The following is a 19840-nucleotide window of genomic DNA, read 5'->3' as shown; positions in this document are numbered from 1 at the left end:
TTGCGACGATCAGGAGGAGAACAATCTAGCGATTTGAGCTGAATACGATTCCCTTGTCCGAGTTTTATAGATTTATATTACCCATGTGAAACTGCGAATAGCCGCATTTTCGGGATTTTCTACGCTCAAAATAAGCCGCGAGAATCCTGCTGGCCTATCATAGATAAGGTCGTGCAAGGAAATATTTGAGAAGCAGCATGGAAGTTGTGCATGTAAATCCTCGAATGAAGTTTTCCAAGCGGTATCCATCGCATCGTGCCACCATTCCAGATCAACGATCATCTCGCAATTTGGACACGTAATTTTAATAAAGTTTTCTCCTTGATCAACGAATTGGATCTTTTCCGATTTCTCAACAGATACAACCGCAGTTGCGAAAATGGATTCGAGGAAGGTTCGAGCCTGATCAATTTTTAAATTCTCGGGCATAAAGGTTATATCTTCGGGTATCAATTTAACTATGGTATCAGACAACATCTATCTCTCCCTCCAACAAATTCCTCTGAATAAAGAAGTTCCACAATAATTTTTGTATTCCTGCAAAATCGTTTTCTCTGGTTTTGTCCCAACCAAATTGTGGTAGTATAGAATTGTTAGGCAGATTGATCTTGGTTTTTATAGATGCATAGTAAAGACCTAATTTTGAGTGTGATTTTTCCTACGACGGTGATGACATCGCCAATACTGGCATCTATATGATTCATCCTGAATTCGAAGATGAACATGGCAAAATCATTTTGGATCGTGAACTGCCGATTGCTTCGAAAGATACGGCGAGGAATGCGTTGGAGTTAGGGATATAACTGCAAAGCCGCCCTTTATTGGGCTATACAGTGAGCCGCGATGTAAAATCGTATTTGAATCCGAAGAGGAGTTTAGTATCTTCAGGAATAAGATTCATGATTTTGGATGGACAACTCTGGATTTGAGTTAATGGTAAGGTGCTAGAGTAGAAGATGATATGAGGGTTCAAGAATAATGGATTTGCTTGTGATGAAGAAATGGCGTACGAATTAACGAGGATTACCTTACATTAAGCTTAGAAATAAGGTTGGAAGAGGGAGATCATGACTGACTTCGTTTTTAATATGGATTACGAAAACCGAGATCTCATTTTAGGCATTCCTGGAGAGTGGGAGAATAAACGAGGTTCGGGAAGCATTCGTCGTTTTGATTACGTGAATGTCGATGTTTTGAGGAAGTTAATTGGACAAAAATATATAGATCCGGAAGATCGCGAAAATAGTTCGCCGAGTGTCGCTCAGATTTATGAGTTTATGATCAAGCACCCTCAAGTCTTAGTACAGGGATATGCGGTAAGCCCTCATCGCAAGGATTATCGAGTAACGATTACGACTCTTTTTGTGCTGGAGGAGAAAGTCAATCCGAAAATAAGGAACGAATTTAAGATGTTCTCTGCAAACGCGGATGAATTGATTACGGATACATACTTGTATGCCTGGTGGGACTGAAGATAGGCAGGAGGTGGAGTCTATGAAACAAGTACAAATACCCAAGCTAGAAGAGCTTGAAGAAATTTCACAAAGGAATGGATTTTGCACAAGGTTAGATGCCGATCTACAAAAGGAATTTGAAGTATTTAACTTGGATACAGAAAGCGGATTCATATGCTTAATGACTGCCGAACTTGACCTTTTTAGTATTGATATCATGAAGCCGAACGATAGAAAGCTCCTGGAAACATTAGCGGGAATACTTGAGCTATACGGGCTGCCAGCAGCAAATCTAACGGAAGATATCGTTTGTTGTGTGGAAAAGAAAGAAGAATTAAATCGGGATTATGAAGCTTACTGGGTTCAGTATTTTTTGAATGAAGAAGATCCAAATGTGATGTATGTCAGATACAGGGCGTTTGTAGATGAATCATGTGCTGAAATAAACAGTATGCGATGTTGAGGGGAAATAAAAAGGCTCGAAGTAGCCAAATGCACGGAGAAAGGTAGGTGTTAATCATGTGTCGATATGCAATGTATGGTCCTTATAAAGATATCTACGCATGCTTTCAATGCAGAAAAGCATTTAAGCAAATATCTGATCGTGAACTAAGTAAACGTGATGTGCAGAATAGAGCATATAAATGCCCACAATGTAGCGGAACTATGAACGACATGGGACATGATTTCAAGGCACCCAAACAGAATGATGCGAAGCAGTGGATGAAAGTAGAGATTCTATATAATAGCGGATTTACCTATCATTCATGTGGCTGTGGAGGTCCGGGATATAGACCTGCAAAATTATCAGAAGTAGAGCAATTCCTTGAGAATAATAAAACATTTAAGTCTGAAGGAGAAGTATTGCTCAAGATGCTAACAGTAAAGGCTTATTAGACTACATCATCACACGCGAGCGAAGCAATCCATTCAGAATCGAACTACAAACATTTCCTAATCCTTTCTGACATTATAATAACGCTTGCAATTTTACGGGGATAATGATACTGTATAACCATCAAATATTCGTACACCGTATACGAAAGTAAGTGGTCGAAAAGGAAGGAGGGGCATTATAATTGAGTGTTATAAAAATCGAGTATGAAGATTTGGACCAACTGACTTATAAAACATTAAAAAAGATGATTCTTGACGGTCAATTGAAACAGGGAGAAAAGATCATTCAAGACAATCTTGCCGATCAATTGGGTGTAAGCAGAACACCGCTTCGCAAGGCGATTGCTCAACTTACCCAGGAGTGTCTGATCGAAACCAACGGAAGAGGGACGTACGTTAAGCAATACACCACTGAAGAAATGATTGCGGCTTTTGAAATCCGTGCCGTACTCGAAGGTTTGGCAAGTCGGCTATGCGTACGATATATGACCGATGAAGATATTCAAGCATTGGAAAACCTTTTTAAGGAAGCCATGGCTAAAATAACGGATGAAGACTGGTCCGCCTATCGTGAAGCCGATCGGGAGTTTCATAACCGGATTTCCAAGCAGGCCAACAGTGTCATGTTATCAAACATGCTCAATCAGTTTCAAGTCTTGAGCATTACCTATTTAAAAGGATTAATGCGCCCTCCTTATGAAACAATCAGCGATCATATGGATATCATTCAAGCGATAAAAAACCGGTCAGAGGATGAGGCTGAACGGGCAGCTGTCGCGCATATTCGTAAATCCATAGAAGCAGTGAAAAATAATAAGTGACCATTCCATTTCTTTTTTTTGTAATTCTTCGTATACGGTGCACGGGATACTAAAAGGGAGTGAGTTGAATGAGTAAAACAGTGTTAAGCATCCAAGGCGAGCATTTTAAGATCAATGGGCAGAAGATATATTCCGAAATTGCCGGAAGCCGTCCTGAAGCGCACGGGCTATTGATGAACGCCCGATTCATTCAGGGCATCTTCGACGATAAAGCCGATCGGAGCCGATACAACCGGTTCGGGAGAGAATTCAACCCCGAGCGGAATACGGACGACTTAATTTCCGCATTGCCGCAATGGTATGCATACGGACTGCGTGCGTTTACCGTTGGCTTTCAAGGTGGAGGGTCCTGCTTTACAATCAACAACAACACGGTTGACAACAATCCGTTCGGTCCGGACGGGAGCGAGCTCGATCCAGCTTATGCCGCGCGTATGGATCGCTTGATTCGTGCAGCCGACGAGCTGGGAATGGTCGTAATCGTCAGCTATTTTTATCCTGGCCAGGTTTTCCAACTCAAGGACGCCCGCGCGGTGCTTAACGCAGTACGCGTTGCCTCGAAATTCCTGAAGGACGGTGGATATACCAACGTCATAATCGAAGTGTGCAATGAGCATGACATCGCAAAGCCGCATCCGTTGATTTATACGCCGGAAGGCATGGTGGCACTCATGGAGATCGCACGGAAGGAATCCGGCGGCTTACCGGTCGGTTGCAGCGGTACAGGGGGCTTCATCGATGAAGGGGTATGCAAGGAGAGCGACGTTATCCTTATTCACGGCAACCACTTAACCAGACAGAGTTATTACAACAGTATTCGGCAGGTACAGAAGTGGGCACCGGGGAAACCGGTCGTCTGCAACGAAGATTCGCAGGCCATTGGCAATATGGGCGTTGCTTACCGTACAGGTACCTCGTGGGGTTACTATAACAATATGACTAAGCAGGAGCCGCCTTGCGATTGGGGGATCACTCGTGGAGAGGACCAATTCTTCGCGTACCGGATGGCTGAGGGTATCGGCATCAAAGTGCCGGAGATACCGGAAGAAGATCGATTTTACCTGCAAGGTCTGGAGCCGGAGATGGAATTTGAAGGACAACGTTGGATTCGCCTCGCCAGCTTGTATCCAGAGGCCATTGACTATGTGGATTTCTATTGCAATGGTGAACTCGTATACACCAACTACGTGGAACCGTTTACCGTCAACTTCGACTCTAACTGGAGGCAGCTAGCTTGGCATGTGCGTCCCGGCGATCGGGAGTGGAAGGCAGTCGTACATTTGAAAAACGGTGAGGTTTTGGAGCGTAGAGCGAGTTTATAAATGAGCCGGCCATCGCCGGTTAAACATCTGAAATCGTTATCAGATCGTTTTGAAAGCGATTTCGAAAGGGCCGGCCAATAGCTCCATGATTGCGGTTGATCGCATTTTATGCTTTCAATAATCAAAAAAAAGGGGAGGAAAAAGAATGTTAAGAAAGCGTTTCAAATCAACGGTATTTACGGTTCTAGCGGGCATGCTCGTATTGGCGGGCTGCTCGCCCAGCGGAGGAAATAACTCCGCGAATGAAAAAGCAAACCCCTCCAAGAGTGGTAAAGCTGTAAAGATACGCTTTGCGCATAATTGGGGCGGATCGGATGGCAAAGCTGGGGTATTCAAAGCGCAATTGGACGCATTTCGGACTCAGCATCCGGAGATCAATCTAGTTGAAGAATTTGCTCCGGGCGATGAACTGAAAACCAAGCTCAAAGTGGACATGGCCAGCAACAATACCCCGGATATATTTCTATACTGGGCGGGGGAATCGTACATGCGTCCGCTCATTGACGGCAAAGTCGCCTTGAACATGAAGGATTATTTTGCGGCAAGCAAATCGGTCAAAAAAGATCAATGGTCAGATGCAGTTTGGAAAGACACGGCAGTCGACGGCGAAGCCTATTTGGTTCCGCTCGAAACGTCAAAGGCGTTCTTCTTGTATAACAAAGAAATTTTCGACAAGTATAAGCTTCAACCGCCGAAGACCTATGAGGAATTTAAACAAGTTTCCAAGGTATTGCGTGAAAACGGTATCATCCCGCTTGCAATGGGCAGCAAAGGCTCCAACCCGGGCCATTGGTTTTATTCGGCGATCGCAACGCAATTCGCGGGCGGCGTAGAAGATGCGGAGAAAATAAGCAAAGATTATAAATTTGATACGGATGCCTTCAAGAAAGCCGCACAAATCGTCAGCGAGATGAAATCCTTGAAGATATTCCCGGATGATACGGTTGCCAACGGCGATTGGGCTCCATCTGTAGTTCCTTACAATGAAGGTAAGGCGGCGATGCTGTTCACCTTGCCATGGTCTTTGCCTAACTTGAGCAAAGAGACTACTGCAAAATCGGAATTAATAAATGTCCCTAAAATGGAAGGTGCGGTAAAAGATCCTGCGTCTTACACGATCGGGGGATATACGATGAGCTTGGTCATCAATAAAAAGTCGTTCGAGGATCCGGCCAAAAAAGATGCGATTGTCGCAGTAGCAGATGCCTTGCTGTCCGATCAAATGAACGCTGCGTTAGCCGGCGCAGGCTTGATGCCTGCCAAGTCCTTGAAAACGACTGGGAACTCCCTGGATCCGTTCGCTGCCAAAGTATTCAGCTTCACGAATTCATACAGCGTTGTACCATTTACGAAATCCATGCTGCCCGGCGCGAAATCCACGGAAGCTTTCAATCGTGCAATGGATGAATTGTTTGCAGGCGTGATCAAACCGGACGATTTTATTAATAAGGTACAGACGGCCGTTGCAGGCGAGAAGAAATAAAACAGTTTGGGGAGGGACGACATCCCTCCTAAAAAATTTATTGTAATTAGGTGATGGCATGACACAAAAACGCAGTTTATTTTCCGCTATTTTCCTTGCGCCAGCCGTTTTACTGTTTTTACTGTTTTTTATCGTGCCCGTCCTGTACTCGATTTACTACAGCATGACGGAATGGGATGCGGTACAGAAACCGGAATTTATTGGGTTTGCCAATTTCTCGCAGCTGTTGCACGATTCGGATTATTGGAAGACGATGAAAAATACACTAGTAATAATCGTTCTTACGTTGACGATTAAAATTCCGGCCGCATTGATTCTGGCGTATTTATTACTCCGAATCAAGAGAGGATTTAAATTTTTCAGAACGGTTTTCTTTCTGCCGGTGGTCGTGTCGCCGATGGCGATCGGCTTGATGTTTTCCCTGATGTACAATTCGGAGGGCGGATTGCTGAATCAAATTTTAAATTTTCTTGGTTTATCCTTTCTCCAGAAAAACTGGTTGTCCGATCCGAACATTGTTCTTTATTCCGTGGCAGCACCGCAAGTATGGCAAACGATCGGCTTGTTCTTCATTATTTTCCTGGCTGCCTTGCAGAGTATTCCGAAAGAAATATTCGAAAGTTCCGAAATCGACGGCGCATCGTCGGGGCGTACTTTCTTCAGTATTGTCCTTCCTATGATGTGGGATGTTTTGCAAGTGTGTATTATTTTGGGTGTTACCGGTGCGCTGAAAACGTTCGAGCATTCCTGGGCGATTACCCAAGGGGGACCCGGCGTTGCTTCAGCTTTTGCTTCCGTGTATTTATTCATGAAAGCATTCGCTTCCTATGAATTTGGTTATGCGAGTGCAATTTCAGTGACGATTGCTGTATATGCTTTGGTGTTTACGGTCCTGTTCAAAAAATTCTTTTCCAGCAAAGACTCTCTGGAGTACTGAAAGGTGGGTTGGCGGTGCTTCAAGCAAAGAAACCGATCAAATATGTGCTGCTTTCCGCATATAGCGTGACAACATTATTTCCGTTCTTATGGGTGTTTCTAAGCTCTTTCAAAACCAACACCGAAATTTACAGCAGTCCGTTCTCGCTGCCGAAGGTATGGCAATTCGGAAACTATGTCAAGGCATGGACCAGCGGAAATATTGGAGCAACCTTTCTTAATAGCTTCTACATTACGGTCATTTCTGTAGTGCTAATCTTACTTTTCGGAGCGATGGCTTCATATATCTTGGCGCGCGTTTATCCAAGTTTAACGATTTATACGTTTTTTGCCCTAGGAATAATGATTCCCGCACAGACCATTCTAATTCCAACCTTTTCAATCCTTAAAGAACTCAATCTGATTAATAACCATGTCGGCTTGATTCTAATGTATGTCGTTAGCAATTTAGCGCTCACGATTTTCATTTTGGTATCCTTTATGCGGACGCTGCCCAAGGAATTGGAAGAAGCGGCGATTATGGACGGCGCAGGGCGGTATCGAACCTTTTTCTCGGTCATTCTGCCGCTGTCCACGCCTGGTTTGGCGACTGTAGGCATATTGGCGCTGCTGTCCTGTTGGAATGAGTATTTGTTCGCCTACGTTCTGATTTCCAATCCGGTACTGAAAACCTTAACCCAAGGCATCTATGGGATGAAAGGCGAGTATATGACTGACTTTGGACCGATGACTGCGGGGCTGGCAATTGCTATGATTCCGGTCGTCATTTTGTATATCATATTCCAGGAAAAGGTAGTTGCCGGGATGACTGCCGGTGCAGTGAAAGGATAAGAAGGGAGGAATCCGTATGCTTTCGATTATAGATACACATGTTCATCTAGGCACCTCCAAATTTTCAGGCGTAACGACAACAGAAACAGAGTTGCTGGAATCGATGGAACGTAACGGCGTCGCGACGAGCTTGGTGATGCCCCAACCGACGCTGGAAAATATCCAGGATGTACATGAACAAATTGCCCGGCTGGCTAGTAAACACCCTGGGGAATTTTACGGAATCGCGAGTTTGGATCCGTGGATGGAGGAGGAACCCTATGTCCAGCAGCTTGAAAAGTGCGTGAAGGACCTGGGATTTATTGCGGTTAAACTGCATCCATACGGGCATAACATCTCTCCGTTGTCGGATCGCTGCAATAAAATATACGAAACTGCACGAAAGTTGAATATTCCGGTAATCGTCCATACAGGTCTGGGTACACCTTCTTCCTTGCCGTCTTTATTAATCGAACCGGCTCGAAAGTTTCCGGATGTGACCTTTATTCTTGCGCATGCAGGCTTCGCGATATACACCGATGAAGCCATCGTAGCTGCCAAAACATGCGAAAATATGATTCTGGAGCCGTCCTGGTGCCCTACGTATACGGTTGTGAAAATGATTAACGCGATCGGACATCAGAGGATGATCATGGGATCGGACCATGTCACGAACTTACCTGTGGAAATTACGAAATATCGTTCCATTGGTCTAACAGAAGCCCAGCTTGACGATATCTTTCATAACAATGCCAAGCGGATTTTTAAATTATAACATTGAGGAGCGAAGGACATGAAGGTTTATAAAATTGCGGTCCTCCCGGGAGATGGCATCGGGACGGAAATTACCGACGAGGCTTTGAAAGTATTAAAAACGGTAGAATCCCATCTAAGCAACGCACGGTTTGAATTAGAGTCTTTCGACGCCGGGGCGGAAAGATTTTTGCGGACAGGGGTTACGATGCCGGAAGACACATTCGACCATTGCAAGGCTGCAGATGTAATGCTTATGGGGGCTATCGGTTTACCGGAGGCACGTCATCCGGATGGCAGGGAAGTGAACGGCGACGTTATTTTCCGCTTGCGATTTGACTTGGATTTGTATGCGGGTGTAAGACCGGTCAAGCTTTACGAAGGCATTGTCAGTCCTCTCCGGGATGTGAGCCGGGGCATCGATTACATCATTGTAAGAGAGAACATAGAAGGTCTCTACGCTTCCCGTACAGGCGGTTGCAATGTAAGAGGCGAGGTAGCGACGGATACGATCATCATGACCAGAACCGGTATTGAGAAAATTTCCCGCTATGCATTCCGATTGGCAGAGAAAAGAAACGGACGAATCTCAGACGGAGCATCCTTGGTAACATGCGTAGATAAAGCAAACGTTCTTAGTTCCTATGCCTATTTTAGAAGTGTTTATGATAGTGTCGGCGATCAGTTTCCGAATATCGGGCGGGATTATGTGTATGTAGATGCTATGACTTTGTACCAAGTGATGAACCCGCAAATGTTTGATGTCGTCGTAGCGGAAAACATGTTTGCCGATATCATATCGGATCTTTCGTCGGCTACGGTTGGGGGACTCGGGATGGCTCCGTCCGGCGATATCGGCGATCGGCATGCATTGTTTCAACCGGCTCACGGTACAGCTCCATCCATAGCCGGCAAAAATATCGCCAACCCATACGCTATGATCTTATCGCTCTCTATGATGCTGGATTGGATCGGAGAAAAGCATGCGGATAACAGCCTTATTGCCGCGGGGCAAGGAATTGAGGAGGCTGTCAAACGAATTTTGGCAAACGGCGGAGCGAAAACGGGAGACATTGGCGGTAAAAGCAGCACTTCGGATGTCGGCAATGCGGTCGTGGAAGCATTGAATCATTCGGTGAACGAGTGGGCGAAATAATGTTTGCGCCGAGGATTGAAGAACATTTAGAGATGGGAATCATCTTCAATGCGATGTATCCGGATGCATTTCAGGAAGATGAATCTTTGCTGCAAGCGGTTGATCATGTATTGCATGACACTTACTTCCGGAGAATTGAAATTTCAGGTATTCGCAACCCCGATTCCCGAGCCAAATTCAAAAAAAGGCTCGACATCTGCCGTATGAAAAACAGCTATCTGGCACAGCCGGCGATTTTTCGAGAGCAGCTGGATTTGGGGAGCCTTGATGAAGCGGTAAGGTCGAAGGCTTTAGCACGCATGCTGAACGCTCAGGACGAAGCGGAAGCTGTCGGAGCCGATATGTTTGAAATCATCAGCGGCCCGAATATCGAAGGAAATAGAAACCTGGCAATCGAGCGATTAGCTGAATCGGTCCTTCTTCTCGGTGAGCAAGCGCAAGCGCGCAATATGAAACTTCTCGTGGAAATGTTCGACTACGATGTGGATAAGAAGCGTTTGATCGGCTCCGTGGAAGATACGGTTCGCTTATTTCAATATATGAAATCGCCGGATCATGTAAAGCTATTGTTGGATTTGAGCCATATCCCTATGGTAAGAGCCGATATCGCAGCCGCCGTCCGGGAGTTGAACCCATGGATCGGCCATGTGCATGTCGGAAACACGGTAATGCGGACTGGCGACATAAGATATGGGGACTCTCATCCTTATTTCGGGTATCATGCAGGAGAGAATGATATTGAACAACTTGTAATTTATTTCCGTTCGCTCTTGCAAGCAGGCTACATTCATGCAACCCGATCTTCCTCGGTAAGCTTCGAATTGATATGCGCGTCTACGGAAAGACCGTCCGATCTCATTGCGAATGCCAAGCGTACGCTGCAACTGGCATGGCGTGAATTCCTTCGTGAAAGCGGGGATCGCAATTTATGACTGCTCATGAATTATGGATGGCCTTCTATGGAGATGACTTTACCGGTTCGACGGATGCGATGGAAGTGTTGGAAGGACAAGGCGTCAGGACGGTTTTGTTCATTCAACCTCCCACGAACGATATGCTGAAGGCCTTTTCCCACGTTCATTGCATAGGTGTAGCCGGTACTGCTCGTACAATGAGCCCTGCCGCGATGGACAAGGAATTGAGCCCGGTTCTGCAGCAATTACAACAATTAAATGCGCAGGTATTGCATTACAAAATGTGCTCTACCGCCGATTCTTCGCCCGAAATCGGAAGCATCGGAAAAGTCGTAGAAATCGGAAGAGAATTGTATCGCGAACAAGCTGCGATCCCCATTTTAGTGGCGGCGCCGCAGTTACGAAGGTACACGGTATTCGGAAATCATTTTGCCGCATTTCAGGGGGATGTTTATCGTCTGGACCGACATCCTTCGATGTCCAGACACCCGGTAACACCGATGAAGGAGGCCGATTTACAGCGCCATTTTTCCCTGCAAATGAATGGAACGATATCTTTATTTTCGGTATCGGACCTTGAACTTGCCGCAGATGAACGGAAAGCCTGGTGGGAGAGCTTGCTCCGGAAAGAGAAGAATGCCTTACTGCTGGATGCGCTACATGAAGGGCATATGCATTCCATCGGCGAACTGATTGGGGAAGCGTCGGAACGCCAGCCCATGTTTGTTATAGGTTCTTCAGGCATGTCTCTAGCTCTTGGCTCCTATTGGAAAGAACGATATGCATTTGAGAATCGGGTTGAACCGGACCTGGAACCGCAGCAAACCCTCGTATTGTCCGGAAGCTGTTCTCCGGTTACCAATATGCAAATCGACCAGGCAGCTGGAAACGGCTTTTGCAAAATGAAAGTAGATGTTTTGAAATTGTTGAAAGAGAATGAAAGCGATGACGCTTGTGATCGTATCCTGAAGGAAGCTAAACAATTGTGGCTGGAAGGCAGAAGCTTGATCTTGTATACCGCGGACGGACCGGAGGACAGCAGCATTAGGTTGCTGCATGACGAGCTTTCCCGGCAAGGCGTCCCCATCTCGAGCACCGGTGAAATGATTGGATGCAAAATGGGTGAAATCGGCAAACGTCTGGTCGAGATGCTTGGCATTCAGCGGGTTATTTTGGCGGGAGGAGATACTTCGGGATTTGCAGCCTTATCGATGGGGATAGAGGCGCTGGAATTGTTGCAGCGTACTGCGCCTGGCGCGCCCTTATGTCGCGGATATTCCAAAGACCCGGTTATGAACGGGATTGAGATCGCTCTGAAGGGCGGGCAGCTTGGACAGCCTGATTATTTCTTGAGAGTGGCAGACGGAAGGAGTGGCTCCTAGTTGAATGAAACGATTTTCCAAAATAAAGAGCTTGAATTAAGACAGATTTTATGCAAATTGGGCGCATATATGCTGGACAGACAGCTTGCATGGGGAAATTCCGGGAATATTAGCGCTCGTCTGTNTAAGACAGATTTTATGCAAATTGGGCGCATATATGCTGGACAGACAGCTTGCATGGGGAAATTCCGGGAATATTAGCGCTCGTCTGTCGGAGAATAAAATGATCATTACAGGTTCCGGAACCGACTTGGGGCAGCTATCTACGACGGACCTTGTCCAAGTGGACATTGAAAAGATGGAATGGGAGGGGAATCTGAAGCCATCCAAAGAAATTCCGATGCATGCCGAAATCTATAAGCACCGGCCGGATGCCAATGCCATTCTTCATGCATCTCCTTTCTGGTCTACTTTGATGTCTTGCACGAATATACCGTATATGTCCGAGCTTTTCGTAGAATCCATGTATTATTTGGAGCGGGTAGCTTACGTTGATTACTTTCATCCCGGTTCCCGGACGCTGGGGGCGGCTGTCGGGGAGAAAAGCAAGCAGGCCAATATTATCATCCTAAGAAATCACGGCGTGATCGTCTTCGATACGAGCGTCAAGGAAGCGAGAATGGCGCTTGAGACACTGGAGATGGCAAGCCGAATGATCATTACGGCACGAACAGGCGATATTTCGCTGCAAACATTATCTTCTGATGTGGCGGCGGATTTCTTGGATAATGCGGGTTATAAGCCGCGTAGAACTTTTTGAATAGCTAACAATCGGATTGGGGAAGGATTGGAAAGATGGAGAGGAAAAAGACATACCGAGGGGTTATTATTGGAGCAGGTCACTTTTCCGATGTGCAGCTGGAAGCTTGGCAATCCGTTTCCGGCGCGGAAATGGTTGCGATTTATGACATTGATGCTGCGAAAGCGGAGCATCTCGCCGATAAATACGGCATTCGTAGTTTTCAAGATTTTAATCGGATGATAACGGAAGTTAAGCCGGATTTTATAGATATTTGTACACCGCCTGCGTCTCATTTTGAATATGTTCGATATGCGGCTGATTTGGGACTGCCCATTTTGTGTCAAAAGCCTCTTGCACCAACGCTCGCAGAAAGCGAGGAATTGGTCCATTATGCGGCAGAACGCAATGTTCCGCTGATGGTGAACGAAAATTGGCGCTGGCAGCCATGGTATCGTCATATCAAAAAAATGATGGACGAGGGACAGCTCGGCGACGTTTATTATGCCTATTTTCATATGCGTCCAGGCGATGGATGGGGCAATGACCCGTATCCCGTTCAACCCTACTTCAAACAAATGGAAAAGTTTCTGATGTTTGAAACGGGAATTCACTTTATCGATACTTTTCGGTTTTTGTTCGGAGAAATAAACAACGTATATTGTCAATCCCGGAGGATTAATCCGGTTATCCGCGGAGAAGATTTGGCCATTATGTTCGCTAATTTTAAAAATGGCATTCTTGCCGTTTACGATGCAAATCGGGTCGCCTACACAACTATTAACCGGTCCCCAACCTACGGCTGCATGATGATCGAAGGCACGGAAGGAAAGCTCCGGCTTGATGAGGAAGGACGCATCTTCCTGACAAATAGAGGTGGCGCAGAGCAAGAGTATGTATATGAAATTAGCGAAGGCTATAAAGGTGGAAGCGCGATCGCTGCTCAGCAGCACTTTGTAGACTGCCTTTCGTCAGGAGGAGGATTTGAGACTTCCGGCTTGGATTATTTGACTAATATGCGAATTCTATTCTCATGTTATGAATCCATGCAGTCAAACGCCATGTAGCGTTTGAACGGGAGACATATAGCGGCAGGAACCGGGGATTGCACCCGGTTCTTTTTTTTAACAAAATACCGAAATAATTTTGCCCATTTTGCTGATTGTATGCAGAGTTTGAATCCGATAAGATAAATTGAAAACGTTTTAGGTACCAGCATTTGTCGAATTTTGAGGGGGGAGAAACGGTTGGGCGAACAACAAAAGCTATTCATCGATCCGCCGGCTCTCCTTTCCATCAAGCTGATTACGGAGAATGATAGCTTTCCTGTCCCTATTCGTACTCAGGAATATGCCTCTCTTTTTTATGTGAAGGAAGGATATTGTACGGGTATGAACGATCATGCCAGCTATGCTCTGAAGAGCGGAGAAGTGCTGCTGATTCACCCGAGAAGCGAGATGAAGCTGCATGCGGCGGATTCTCTACCATTGAAAGGAATCCTTGTCTCAATAGGAATTCATATCAACGGCAGATCGAAGGGGAGTCTGGTCGAGCAAGAAGGGCGTCCCGTACTTGCCTTAGGTATAGAACGTCAAGCCGTTGAAAATTACTTGGAAACGATTCGCCGGGAATTTGAGAACTTCCATTTGGGTTCTTCCGAAATGATCAGCAGCAGCCTGCAATCGCTTGCAGTTATATTAATTCGGCAATGGGAAAGGCCGCATCAAGCAAATACAGCATCGTTAGGTCAACTGGTGAAGGGATATATCGAGGCTCATTTTGAGAAGGAATTGACGTTAGCTGAGCTGGCCAAGTTGGTTCATGTGAGCCCGCATCATTTAGCTCATGTTTTTAAGGATGAAACCGGAATGGCTCCCATTCGATATGTCATTCACTGCCGCATTGAAGAAGCGAAAAAGTTATTGACGAGTACCGATATGAAGGTTTATGAGATTGCAGAAAGAATCGGTTACCCTAACTTGACCCATTTCAATCAAATTTTCAAAAAAATGTCGGGATTGTCGCCCAGAGAATTTCGCAAAAGTCGGGATAACCGAAAGGGGTGATTGCCTTGCTCAAGCTAAAATCCGTAAGTAAAAAATTTCTTAATGTAAAAGCGCTTGAAAAGGTTGACTTCGAGTTGGCGCCAGGTGAAATACATGCGCTCATCGGTCCGAACGGGGCGGGAAAATCGACCTTAATGAAAATATTGACGGGTATTATTCAACCCGATGAAGGACAAATCGAGCTGGACAATGCCCCTATTCAAATCAGATCGATACAGGATGCACAATCGTTGGGGATTGCCATGCTGCAGCAAGAACCTGTGTTGGTACCCGATTTAAGCGTGAGTGAGAACATTTTTCTTGGGGTGGAGCCGTGCATGGCCGGCCTCCTGCCACGCTTTCGTTATATGAAAAATGAAAGCCGAAGTCTGCTCAAAATGCTGGGATTTTCCGTTCACCCGAGTACTCTGGTAAGAGACCTGGCTTTCAGTCAACGGTCTATTGTTGCCATCGCAAAAGCTTTAGCTGTCAAATCAAAAATTTTGATCATGGATGAACCGACATCCTACTTGTCCGGTGTAGAAAGCGCGAGGATGTTCGACGTGATACGAAAGCTGAAGGAACAGTCGGTTTCCGTCGTGTTTATTACGCATCGCATTAAAGAAATTTTGGAATATTGCGACCGCGTAACGATCATGCGCGATGGCAGCAGGGTGCTCACAACCGATATCAAAGGTATGACGCATGAGCATTTGGTTCAATTGATGCTCGGTCATCACTTCGAGGATTATTTTCCCCCTATTTTGGAGGGAGAGGGTGAACCCTTATTTGAAGTGAAGGGGTTAACCAAAAGGCCGCATTTTTACGATGTGAACTTGAAGCTTCATGAAGGTGAAATTTTGGGAGTGGCGGGTCTGGTCAGTTCCGGCAAATCGGAATTGGCGAGAGCGCTGTTTGGACAAGACAAGAACGTGAGCGGGTCGGTGTTATGGAAAGAAGAGCAGATTCGTTACAAGGATATTTTGAATTCAAAGGCGTTTCGTATTGGGCTGGTCCACCAAAATCGGATGGAGGAAGGATTGTTCCACGAAATGGGTGTGAAAAGCAACCTGACCATATCCGCATTAGACAAGATGCTGAAAGGCCGGCTGTTAAGCCCGAGGCGCGAGCTGGATGCAGCATTGGATACGGTAATTGACTTGGGCATTAAGGTAGATTACATGAATCAAGAGGTTCGATATTTAAGCGGGGGCAGTCAACAAAAGGTCATGCTCGGGAAGTGGCTCGTATCGGAATGCGATCTTATTATCCTTGACGAGCCGACCAGGGGGATTGATATGGGGAGCAAGGGTGAAATCTATGCTGCGATTCACGAGCTGGCGGCGGAAGGGAAGGGCATTATTGTTTTTTCCTCCGATGTACCGGAGTTACTCGGATTATGTACAAGGATAGCTGTCATGTATGAGGGTACGATGGTTGCGGAATTGCATCGTAATGAAGCGACGGAAGAGAATATATACAGGCTTGCTACAGGATCTCCGCTTGAGTAAAGTATATCGCAAAAAAACATAAGGATGGCGCAAGATACAGTCTGTGAATTCGCTTCCAAATCCCGGAAAATGGAACGTGTAAGCGAGATTCAAACATTCATAATTTGGGAGGGTACAGCAATGAAAATGGTGAAAAAAGGGGTCGTCGCCATCCTGGCGCTCGTTATGATGTTGGCGCTGGCTGCTTGCGGAGGAAACAATGAGAACAATGCCAAAGGTGCTGGCGGTAATTCTTCCGGCGAAAATAATAAGGCCGGCAAAAAAGTGATCGGCATGTCGTTCCCGGCTGCCGACCATGGATGGCTGGGCGCCATCATCAGCAATGCGAAGGATGAAGCCAAGGCTCAAGGGATCGAGTATGTCATTACGACAGCAGCCGATCCGAACAAGCAAACGAACGACATTGAGGATCTGATCTCCAAGAAAGTCAATGCGATTGTGCTGCTGCCGATCGAAAGTGACGCGATAACGCCTGCCGCGGCGAAGATCAAGGCGGCGGGCATTCCTTTGATCATAGTGGACAGGGAAATCAACAGCGATAATTTTACTGCTTTAATTAAAGGCGACAATAAAGGAATCGGGAGAGGCGCAGGGAAATATTTGTCGGAAGTTCTGGGAGGAAAAGGGAAGATTGTTGAAATCATCGGTGTACCTTCAAGTGTAACGACAATGAGAAGCGAAGGCTTTAAAGAAGCGATCAAAGATTACCCGGGCATGGAGATTATCTCAAGCCAGCCCGGTGATTTTCAGAAGGAAAAATCGCTGAACGTGATGCAAAACATACTGCAAGCTCAACCGCAAATCGACGCTGTATTTACTCATGATGACGAGATGGCTCTTGGCGTACTGCAAGCGGTTAAAGAAGCCAACCGCACCGATATTAAAGTGATCACCGGGACAGGCGGAAACAAGGAAGTGTACAAAATGATTCAAGACGGCAGCAGTCTGATCAAGGCAACCTTTGAATATTCGCCTCTGATGGTTAAAGATGCGGTAAAAACAGCTGTGAAAATCTTGAATGGCGACAGTCCCGCAAATAAAGTGATCACATTGGAAGCGAACCGAATAACGAAGGACAATGTGAATCAATATTACGATCCGAATGCCAACTACTGATTACATGCAATGCGGGGAGAAGCGGATGAAGGAACATGTACTGCAGATGCTGGATATCTACAAATCTTTTAATCAAGTTCCCGTTCTGAAAGGCGTTGAACTGCTTGTCCAAAAGGGCGAAATTCACGCTTTGTTAGGTGAGAATGGGGCCGGCAAGTCCACATTGATGAATATTTTGGGCGGCGTATTGCAGCCGGATCGGGGAGATGTGGCCGTTCAGGGGGAGAAGGCTCATTTCGCGAATCCTCGGGCATCGAAGCAGAAGGGGATCAGCTTTATACATCAGGAGCTGAATGTCGTTGCCGATTTGAAGGTATATGAAAATATGTTTCTAGGCAATGAATTGACGAACCGGTTTGGCTTCTTAAATGTAGCTGATATGTGCAGTAAAACGACGGAAACACTCCATCGAATGGGAATCGAGATCGACCCAAGAAAATATGTCAGAGACATCGGAGCATCTTATAAGCAAATTATTGAGATCGCTCGGGCTTTATTGGATAATGCGAGGATCATCATCATGGATGAACCGACGACATCCTTAACCGAGCACGAAGTTGAGAGTCTCATGCGAATCATGCGCACATTGAAGGAATCCGGAGTAAGCATCATCTATATTTCACACAAGCTAAAAGAAATATTTCAAATTTGCGACCGATTCACGGTACTGCGCGATGGTTATGTAGCGGGTACAGGAGATATCCGGGATGCCGATGAGGAAAGCATTACGAAGCTGATGGTCGGGAAAACGGTGGGCGGAATCGAGTATTACCGGCAAAGGAATATAGGCGCGGAAGCGTTGAGTGTGAAACAGCTAAGCTGCGGCCGGATTTTCAAAAATATTCATTTTTCCGTGCATAAAGGTCAAATTCTCGGCTTTGTCGGTTTGGCCGGCGATGGAAGAACGGAGTTGTTTGAAAGCATTTTTGGATTCCGAAATAAAACGAAGGGTACGATTTCCGTCAATGGCGTTCCTCGCCATATAAAAAATACCAGACAGGCTTTGCAAGCGGGAATTGGCTTCGTTCCAAAGGATAGAAAAGAAAATGCCATCATTAAGGATATGAACGTGCTGCAAAATATGAGCATCTCTGCACTGGATCATTTTTCGCGGAGCGGTTTGATTAGATCGAAAGATGAAAAAGCGAAATTTGCTGAATATCAAGAGATGTTGAACATTAAAGTGACCGACCCCAGTGTCCTGATTACCGCACTTAGCGGAGGAAACCAGCAAAAGGTCATTCTTGCGAAATGGCTTGAGGTTGATTCAGACATTCTCGTGTTCGATCAGCCAACGCAGGGGATCGACGTCGGAGCGAAGAGCGAAATTTATCATTTGATTATGGGGTTGGCGGAAAAGGGCAAGGCCATTATTCTTTTATCGTCTGAAGTTCCCGAGCTGCAGAAGCTTTGCGATGAAGTGAAGGTCATGTACCAAGGCGAGATCGCAGCCACACTGTGCAGAGATGAAATTACTGAAGAAGCGGTAATGCTTTATGCGACCGGCGCCAAAAGAGAGGGAATAGCATAATGAACCTGAATAGTAGGACTCAACCTTTTATGCGTCACATGAACTGGTTATGGTCGGAATATAGCGTAATCATCGCCTTTGTAGTGATCGTTCTGTTCGCAGTCGTCGTGAATGGAGGAGATTTTGCTTCATATAACAACCTGGTAAATATTTTGCGCCAAGTTTCCATTATTGGGATTATTTCGCTAGGTATGTCGGTGGTGATGCTATCCGGGGGCATTGATCTTTCTGTTGGCGCGGTTCTTGCCTTTATCGGGGCCATTACGATCATTATACTGAACGATACGGGAAGCATTCCCATCGCATTATTGACAGCGCTCGGGGCGGGGGCGGCCATCGGATTCCTTAATGGAATCATGATTACCAAGGGGAAGATTGCTTCATTCATCGCTACTCTCGGTGTCATGGCTGCAGCCAGGTCGTTAGGGCTCTACATAGCGAATGGCGGGAGCATTGCCGGGAAAGTCAAGGGTTACACCTCGATCGCGAACAATGAGCTTTTTGGCATCTCATATCCGATTATCATTTTCCTGGCGGTTACCGTTGTGATTTATGTACTCTTGCATAAAACCAAATTCGGCAGATATGTTCACGCCATTGGCAGCAATGAACGGGCGGCGCTGCTTTCCGCGATTCGGGTCGATCGGGTGAAGATCGGCGTATACATGCTATGCAGCATACTTGTGGGATTGGCTGCCGTTATCGAATCCTCAAGACTGAACTCCATATCCTCCGCAAGCTCGGGATTATCGTACGAATTGGATGCTATTGCAGCTGTTATTATCGGCGGCACTCGAATGACAGGCGGGCGCGGCAAGGTCATCGGCACATTTTTCGGAATTTTGATCCTGGGCATTTTAAATAATACGATGAATCTGATAGGCGTGTCGCCTTATCTTCAAGGTCTGGTTAAAGGGCTAATTATCATTATTGCCGTGCTGCTGCAAAAGAAAGATTAGAAGCGGAAGGG

Annotated in this window: 20 protein-coding genes; 19 read left to right on the top strand and 1 reads right to left on the bottom strand. The window is 46.0% G+C overall.

The annotated features are described in order from the left end of the window. Positions 1-72 precede the first annotated feature (72 nt). Positions 73-477 carry a hypothetical protein gene (locus AC6RNO_RS30320; RefSeq protein ID WP_497107786.1) on the bottom strand — a complete coding sequence of 135 codons (405 nt, stop codon included), beginning with the start codon at positions 475-477 and terminating at the stop codon, positions 73-75. 590 nt (positions 478-1067) lie between these two features. Between AC6RNO_RS30320 and AC6RNO_RS30315 the strand changes: the two genes are divergently transcribed. From AC6RNO_RS30315 to AC6RNO_RS30225, 19 genes are all read left to right on the top strand, one after another. Next, a complete protein-coding gene (locus AC6RNO_RS30315) occupies positions 1068-1472 on the top strand; it encodes a hypothetical protein (protein WP_497107785.1) in 405 nt (134 codons plus the stop codon). A gap of 22 nt (positions 1473-1494) precedes the next feature. After that, positions 1495-1917 (top strand): SAM domain-containing protein, encoded by a 423-nt coding sequence (locus AC6RNO_RS30310; protein ID WP_474679924.1) that lies wholly within the window; start codon positions 1495-1497, stop codon positions 1915-1917. 56 nt (positions 1918-1973) lie between these two features. Beyond that, positions 1974-2351, top strand: coding sequence for a hypothetical protein (locus tag AC6RNO_RS30305; RefSeq protein ID WP_497107791.1), 378 nt, complete (start codon positions 1974-1976; stop codon positions 2349-2351). Positions 2352-2533: 182 nt separating this feature from the next. Continuing rightward, on the top strand, positions 2534-3172 hold the full coding sequence (locus AC6RNO_RS30300; protein ID WP_497107784.1) for an FCD domain-containing protein: 639 nt from the start codon (positions 2534-2536) through the stop codon (positions 3170-3172). A gap of 68 nt (positions 3173-3240) precedes the next feature. Further along, positions 3241-4494, top strand: a complete 1254-nt coding sequence (locus AC6RNO_RS30295; RefSeq protein WP_474679926.1) for a glycoside hydrolase family protein — start codon at positions 3241-3243, stop codon at positions 4492-4494. 145 nt (positions 4495-4639) lie between these two features. After that, positions 4640-5977 carry an extracellular solute-binding protein gene (locus tag AC6RNO_RS30290; RefSeq protein WP_497107783.1) on the top strand — a complete coding sequence of 446 codons (1338 nt, stop codon included), beginning with the start codon at positions 4640-4642 and terminating at the stop codon, positions 5975-5977. 58 nt (positions 5978-6035) lie between these two features. After that, positions 6036-6914: an ABC transporter permease subunit gene (locus tag AC6RNO_RS30285; RefSeq protein WP_497107782.1), complete on the top strand. Its 879-nt coding sequence runs from the start codon at positions 6036-6038 to the stop codon at positions 6912-6914. A gap of 14 nt (positions 6915-6928) precedes the next feature. After that, positions 6929-7744 carry an ABC transporter permease subunit gene (locus tag AC6RNO_RS30280; protein WP_497107790.1) on the top strand — a complete coding sequence of 272 codons (816 nt, stop codon included), beginning with the start codon at positions 6929-6931 and terminating at the stop codon, positions 7742-7744. 16 nt (positions 7745-7760) lie between these two features. Then, the gene (locus AC6RNO_RS30275; protein ID WP_474679930.1) at positions 7761-8498 is read left to right on the top strand and encodes an amidohydrolase family protein; all 738 of its coding nucleotides are present in this window, start codon (positions 7761-7763) and stop codon (positions 8496-8498) included. Between the two features lie 18 nt (positions 8499-8516). After that, positions 8517-9632: an isocitrate/isopropylmalate dehydrogenase family protein gene (locus tag AC6RNO_RS30270; protein WP_474679931.1), complete on the top strand. Its 1116-nt coding sequence runs from the start codon at positions 8517-8519 to the stop codon at positions 9630-9632. Continuing rightward, entirely contained in the window at positions 9632-10564 is a 933-nt protein-coding gene (locus AC6RNO_RS30265) for a sugar phosphate isomerase/epimerase family protein (RefSeq protein ID WP_474679932.1), read from the top strand. Before AC6RNO_RS30270 ends, AC6RNO_RS30265 begins: the two co-directional genes overlap by 1 nt. Then, positions 10561-11928, top strand: a complete 1368-nt coding sequence (locus tag AC6RNO_RS30260; RefSeq protein ID WP_474679933.1) for a four-carbon acid sugar kinase family protein — start codon at positions 10561-10563, stop codon at positions 11926-11928. The genes AC6RNO_RS30265 and AC6RNO_RS30260 overlap by 4 nt, the downstream gene beginning before the upstream one ends. 157 nt (positions 11929-12085) lie before the next feature. Next, complete coding sequence (locus AC6RNO_RS30255) at positions 12086-12688, top strand: class II aldolase/adducin family protein (protein WP_497107781.1); 603 nt, start codon at positions 12086-12088, stop codon at positions 12686-12688. Positions 12689-12723: 35 nt separating this feature from the next. Then, the gene (locus tag AC6RNO_RS30250; RefSeq protein WP_474679935.1) at positions 12724-13734 is read left to right on the top strand and encodes a Gfo/Idh/MocA family protein; all 1011 of its coding nucleotides are present in this window, start codon (positions 12724-12726) and stop codon (positions 13732-13734) included. Between the two features lie 180 nt (positions 13735-13914). After that, positions 13915-14733: a helix-turn-helix domain-containing protein gene (locus tag AC6RNO_RS30245; RefSeq protein ID WP_497107780.1), complete on the top strand. Its 819-nt coding sequence runs from the start codon at positions 13915-13917 to the stop codon at positions 14731-14733. A 5-nt stretch (positions 14734-14738) separates the two neighbouring features. Next, positions 14739-16223 carry an ATP-binding cassette domain-containing protein gene (locus tag AC6RNO_RS30240; protein WP_497107779.1) on the top strand — a complete coding sequence of 495 codons (1485 nt, stop codon included), beginning with the start codon at positions 14739-14741 and terminating at the stop codon, positions 16221-16223. Positions 16224-16343: 120 nt separating this feature from the next. After that, complete coding sequence (locus AC6RNO_RS30235) at positions 16344-17339, top strand: substrate-binding domain-containing protein (protein ID WP_488435309.1); 996 nt, start codon at positions 16344-16346, stop codon at positions 17337-17339. Positions 17340-17364: 25 nt separating this feature from the next. After that, positions 17365-18870, top strand: a complete 1506-nt coding sequence (locus AC6RNO_RS30230; RefSeq protein ID WP_497107778.1) for an ATP-binding cassette domain-containing protein — start codon at positions 17365-17367, stop codon at positions 18868-18870. Continuing rightward, positions 18870-19829, top strand: a complete 960-nt coding sequence (locus tag AC6RNO_RS30225; RefSeq protein WP_497107777.1) for an ABC transporter permease subunit — start codon at positions 18870-18872, stop codon at positions 19827-19829. The genes AC6RNO_RS30230 and AC6RNO_RS30225 overlap by 1 nt, the downstream gene beginning before the upstream one ends. Positions 19830-19840: the final 11 nt, after the last annotated feature.

The sequence above is a fragment of the Paenibacillus sp. sgz302190 genome (assembly GCF_059820445.1).
This window is presented reverse-complemented; position numbering and strand designations above follow the sequence as displayed.

Bases quoted from the DNA above. Each gene is read 5' to 3' on its own strand.
- AC6RNO_RS30320 (WP_497107786.1), bottom strand. From the start codon at position 477: ATGTTGTCTGATACCATAGTTAAATTGATACCCGAAGATATAACCTTT.
- AC6RNO_RS30315 (WP_497107785.1), top strand. From the start codon at position 1,068: ATGACTGACTTCGTTTTTAATATGGATTACGAAAACCGAGATCTCATT.
- AC6RNO_RS30310 (WP_474679924.1), top strand. From the start codon at position 1,495: ATGAAACAAGTACAAATACCCAAGCTAGAAGAGCTTGAAGAAATTTCA.
- AC6RNO_RS30305 (WP_497107791.1), top strand. From the start codon at position 1,974: ATGTGTCGATATGCAATGTATGGTCCTTATAAAGATATCTACGCATGC.
- AC6RNO_RS30295 (WP_474679926.1), top strand. From the start codon at position 3,241: ATGAGTAAAACAGTGTTAAGCATCCAAGGCGAGCATTTTAAGATCAAT.
- AC6RNO_RS30290 (WP_497107783.1), top strand. From the start codon at position 4,640: ATGTTAAGAAAGCGTTTCAAATCAACGGTATTTACGGTTCTAGCGGGC.
- AC6RNO_RS30285 (WP_497107782.1), top strand. From the start codon at position 6,036: ATGACACAAAAACGCAGTTTATTTTCCGCTATTTTCCTTGCGCCAGCC.
- AC6RNO_RS30275 (WP_474679930.1), top strand. From the start codon at position 7,761: ATGCTTTCGATTATAGATACACATGTTCATCTAGGCACCTCCAAATTT.
- AC6RNO_RS30270 (WP_474679931.1), top strand. From the start codon at position 8,517: ATGAAGGTTTATAAAATTGCGGTCCTCCCGGGAGATGGCATCGGGACG.
- AC6RNO_RS30265 (WP_474679932.1), top strand. From the start codon at position 9,632: ATGTTTGCGCCGAGGATTGAAGAACATTTAGAGATGGGAATCATCTTC.
- AC6RNO_RS30260 (WP_474679933.1), top strand. From the start codon at position 10,561: ATGACTGCTCATGAATTATGGATGGCCTTCTATGGAGATGACTTTACC.
- AC6RNO_RS30255 (WP_497107781.1), top strand. From the start codon at position 12,086: ATGCTGGACAGACAGCTTGCATGGGGAAATTCCGGGAATATTAGCGCT.
- AC6RNO_RS30250 (WP_474679935.1), top strand. From the start codon at position 12,724: ATGGAGAGGAAAAAGACATACCGAGGGGTTATTATTGGAGCAGGTCAC.
- AC6RNO_RS30235 (WP_488435309.1), top strand. From the start codon at position 16,344: ATGAAAATGGTGAAAAAAGGGGTCGTCGCCATCCTGGCGCTCGTTATG.
- AC6RNO_RS30230 (WP_497107778.1), top strand. From the start codon at position 17,365: ATGAAGGAACATGTACTGCAGATGCTGGATATCTACAAATCTTTTAAT.
- AC6RNO_RS30225 (WP_497107777.1), top strand. From the start codon at position 18,870: ATGAACCTGAATAGTAGGACTCAACCTTTTATGCGTCACATGAACTGG.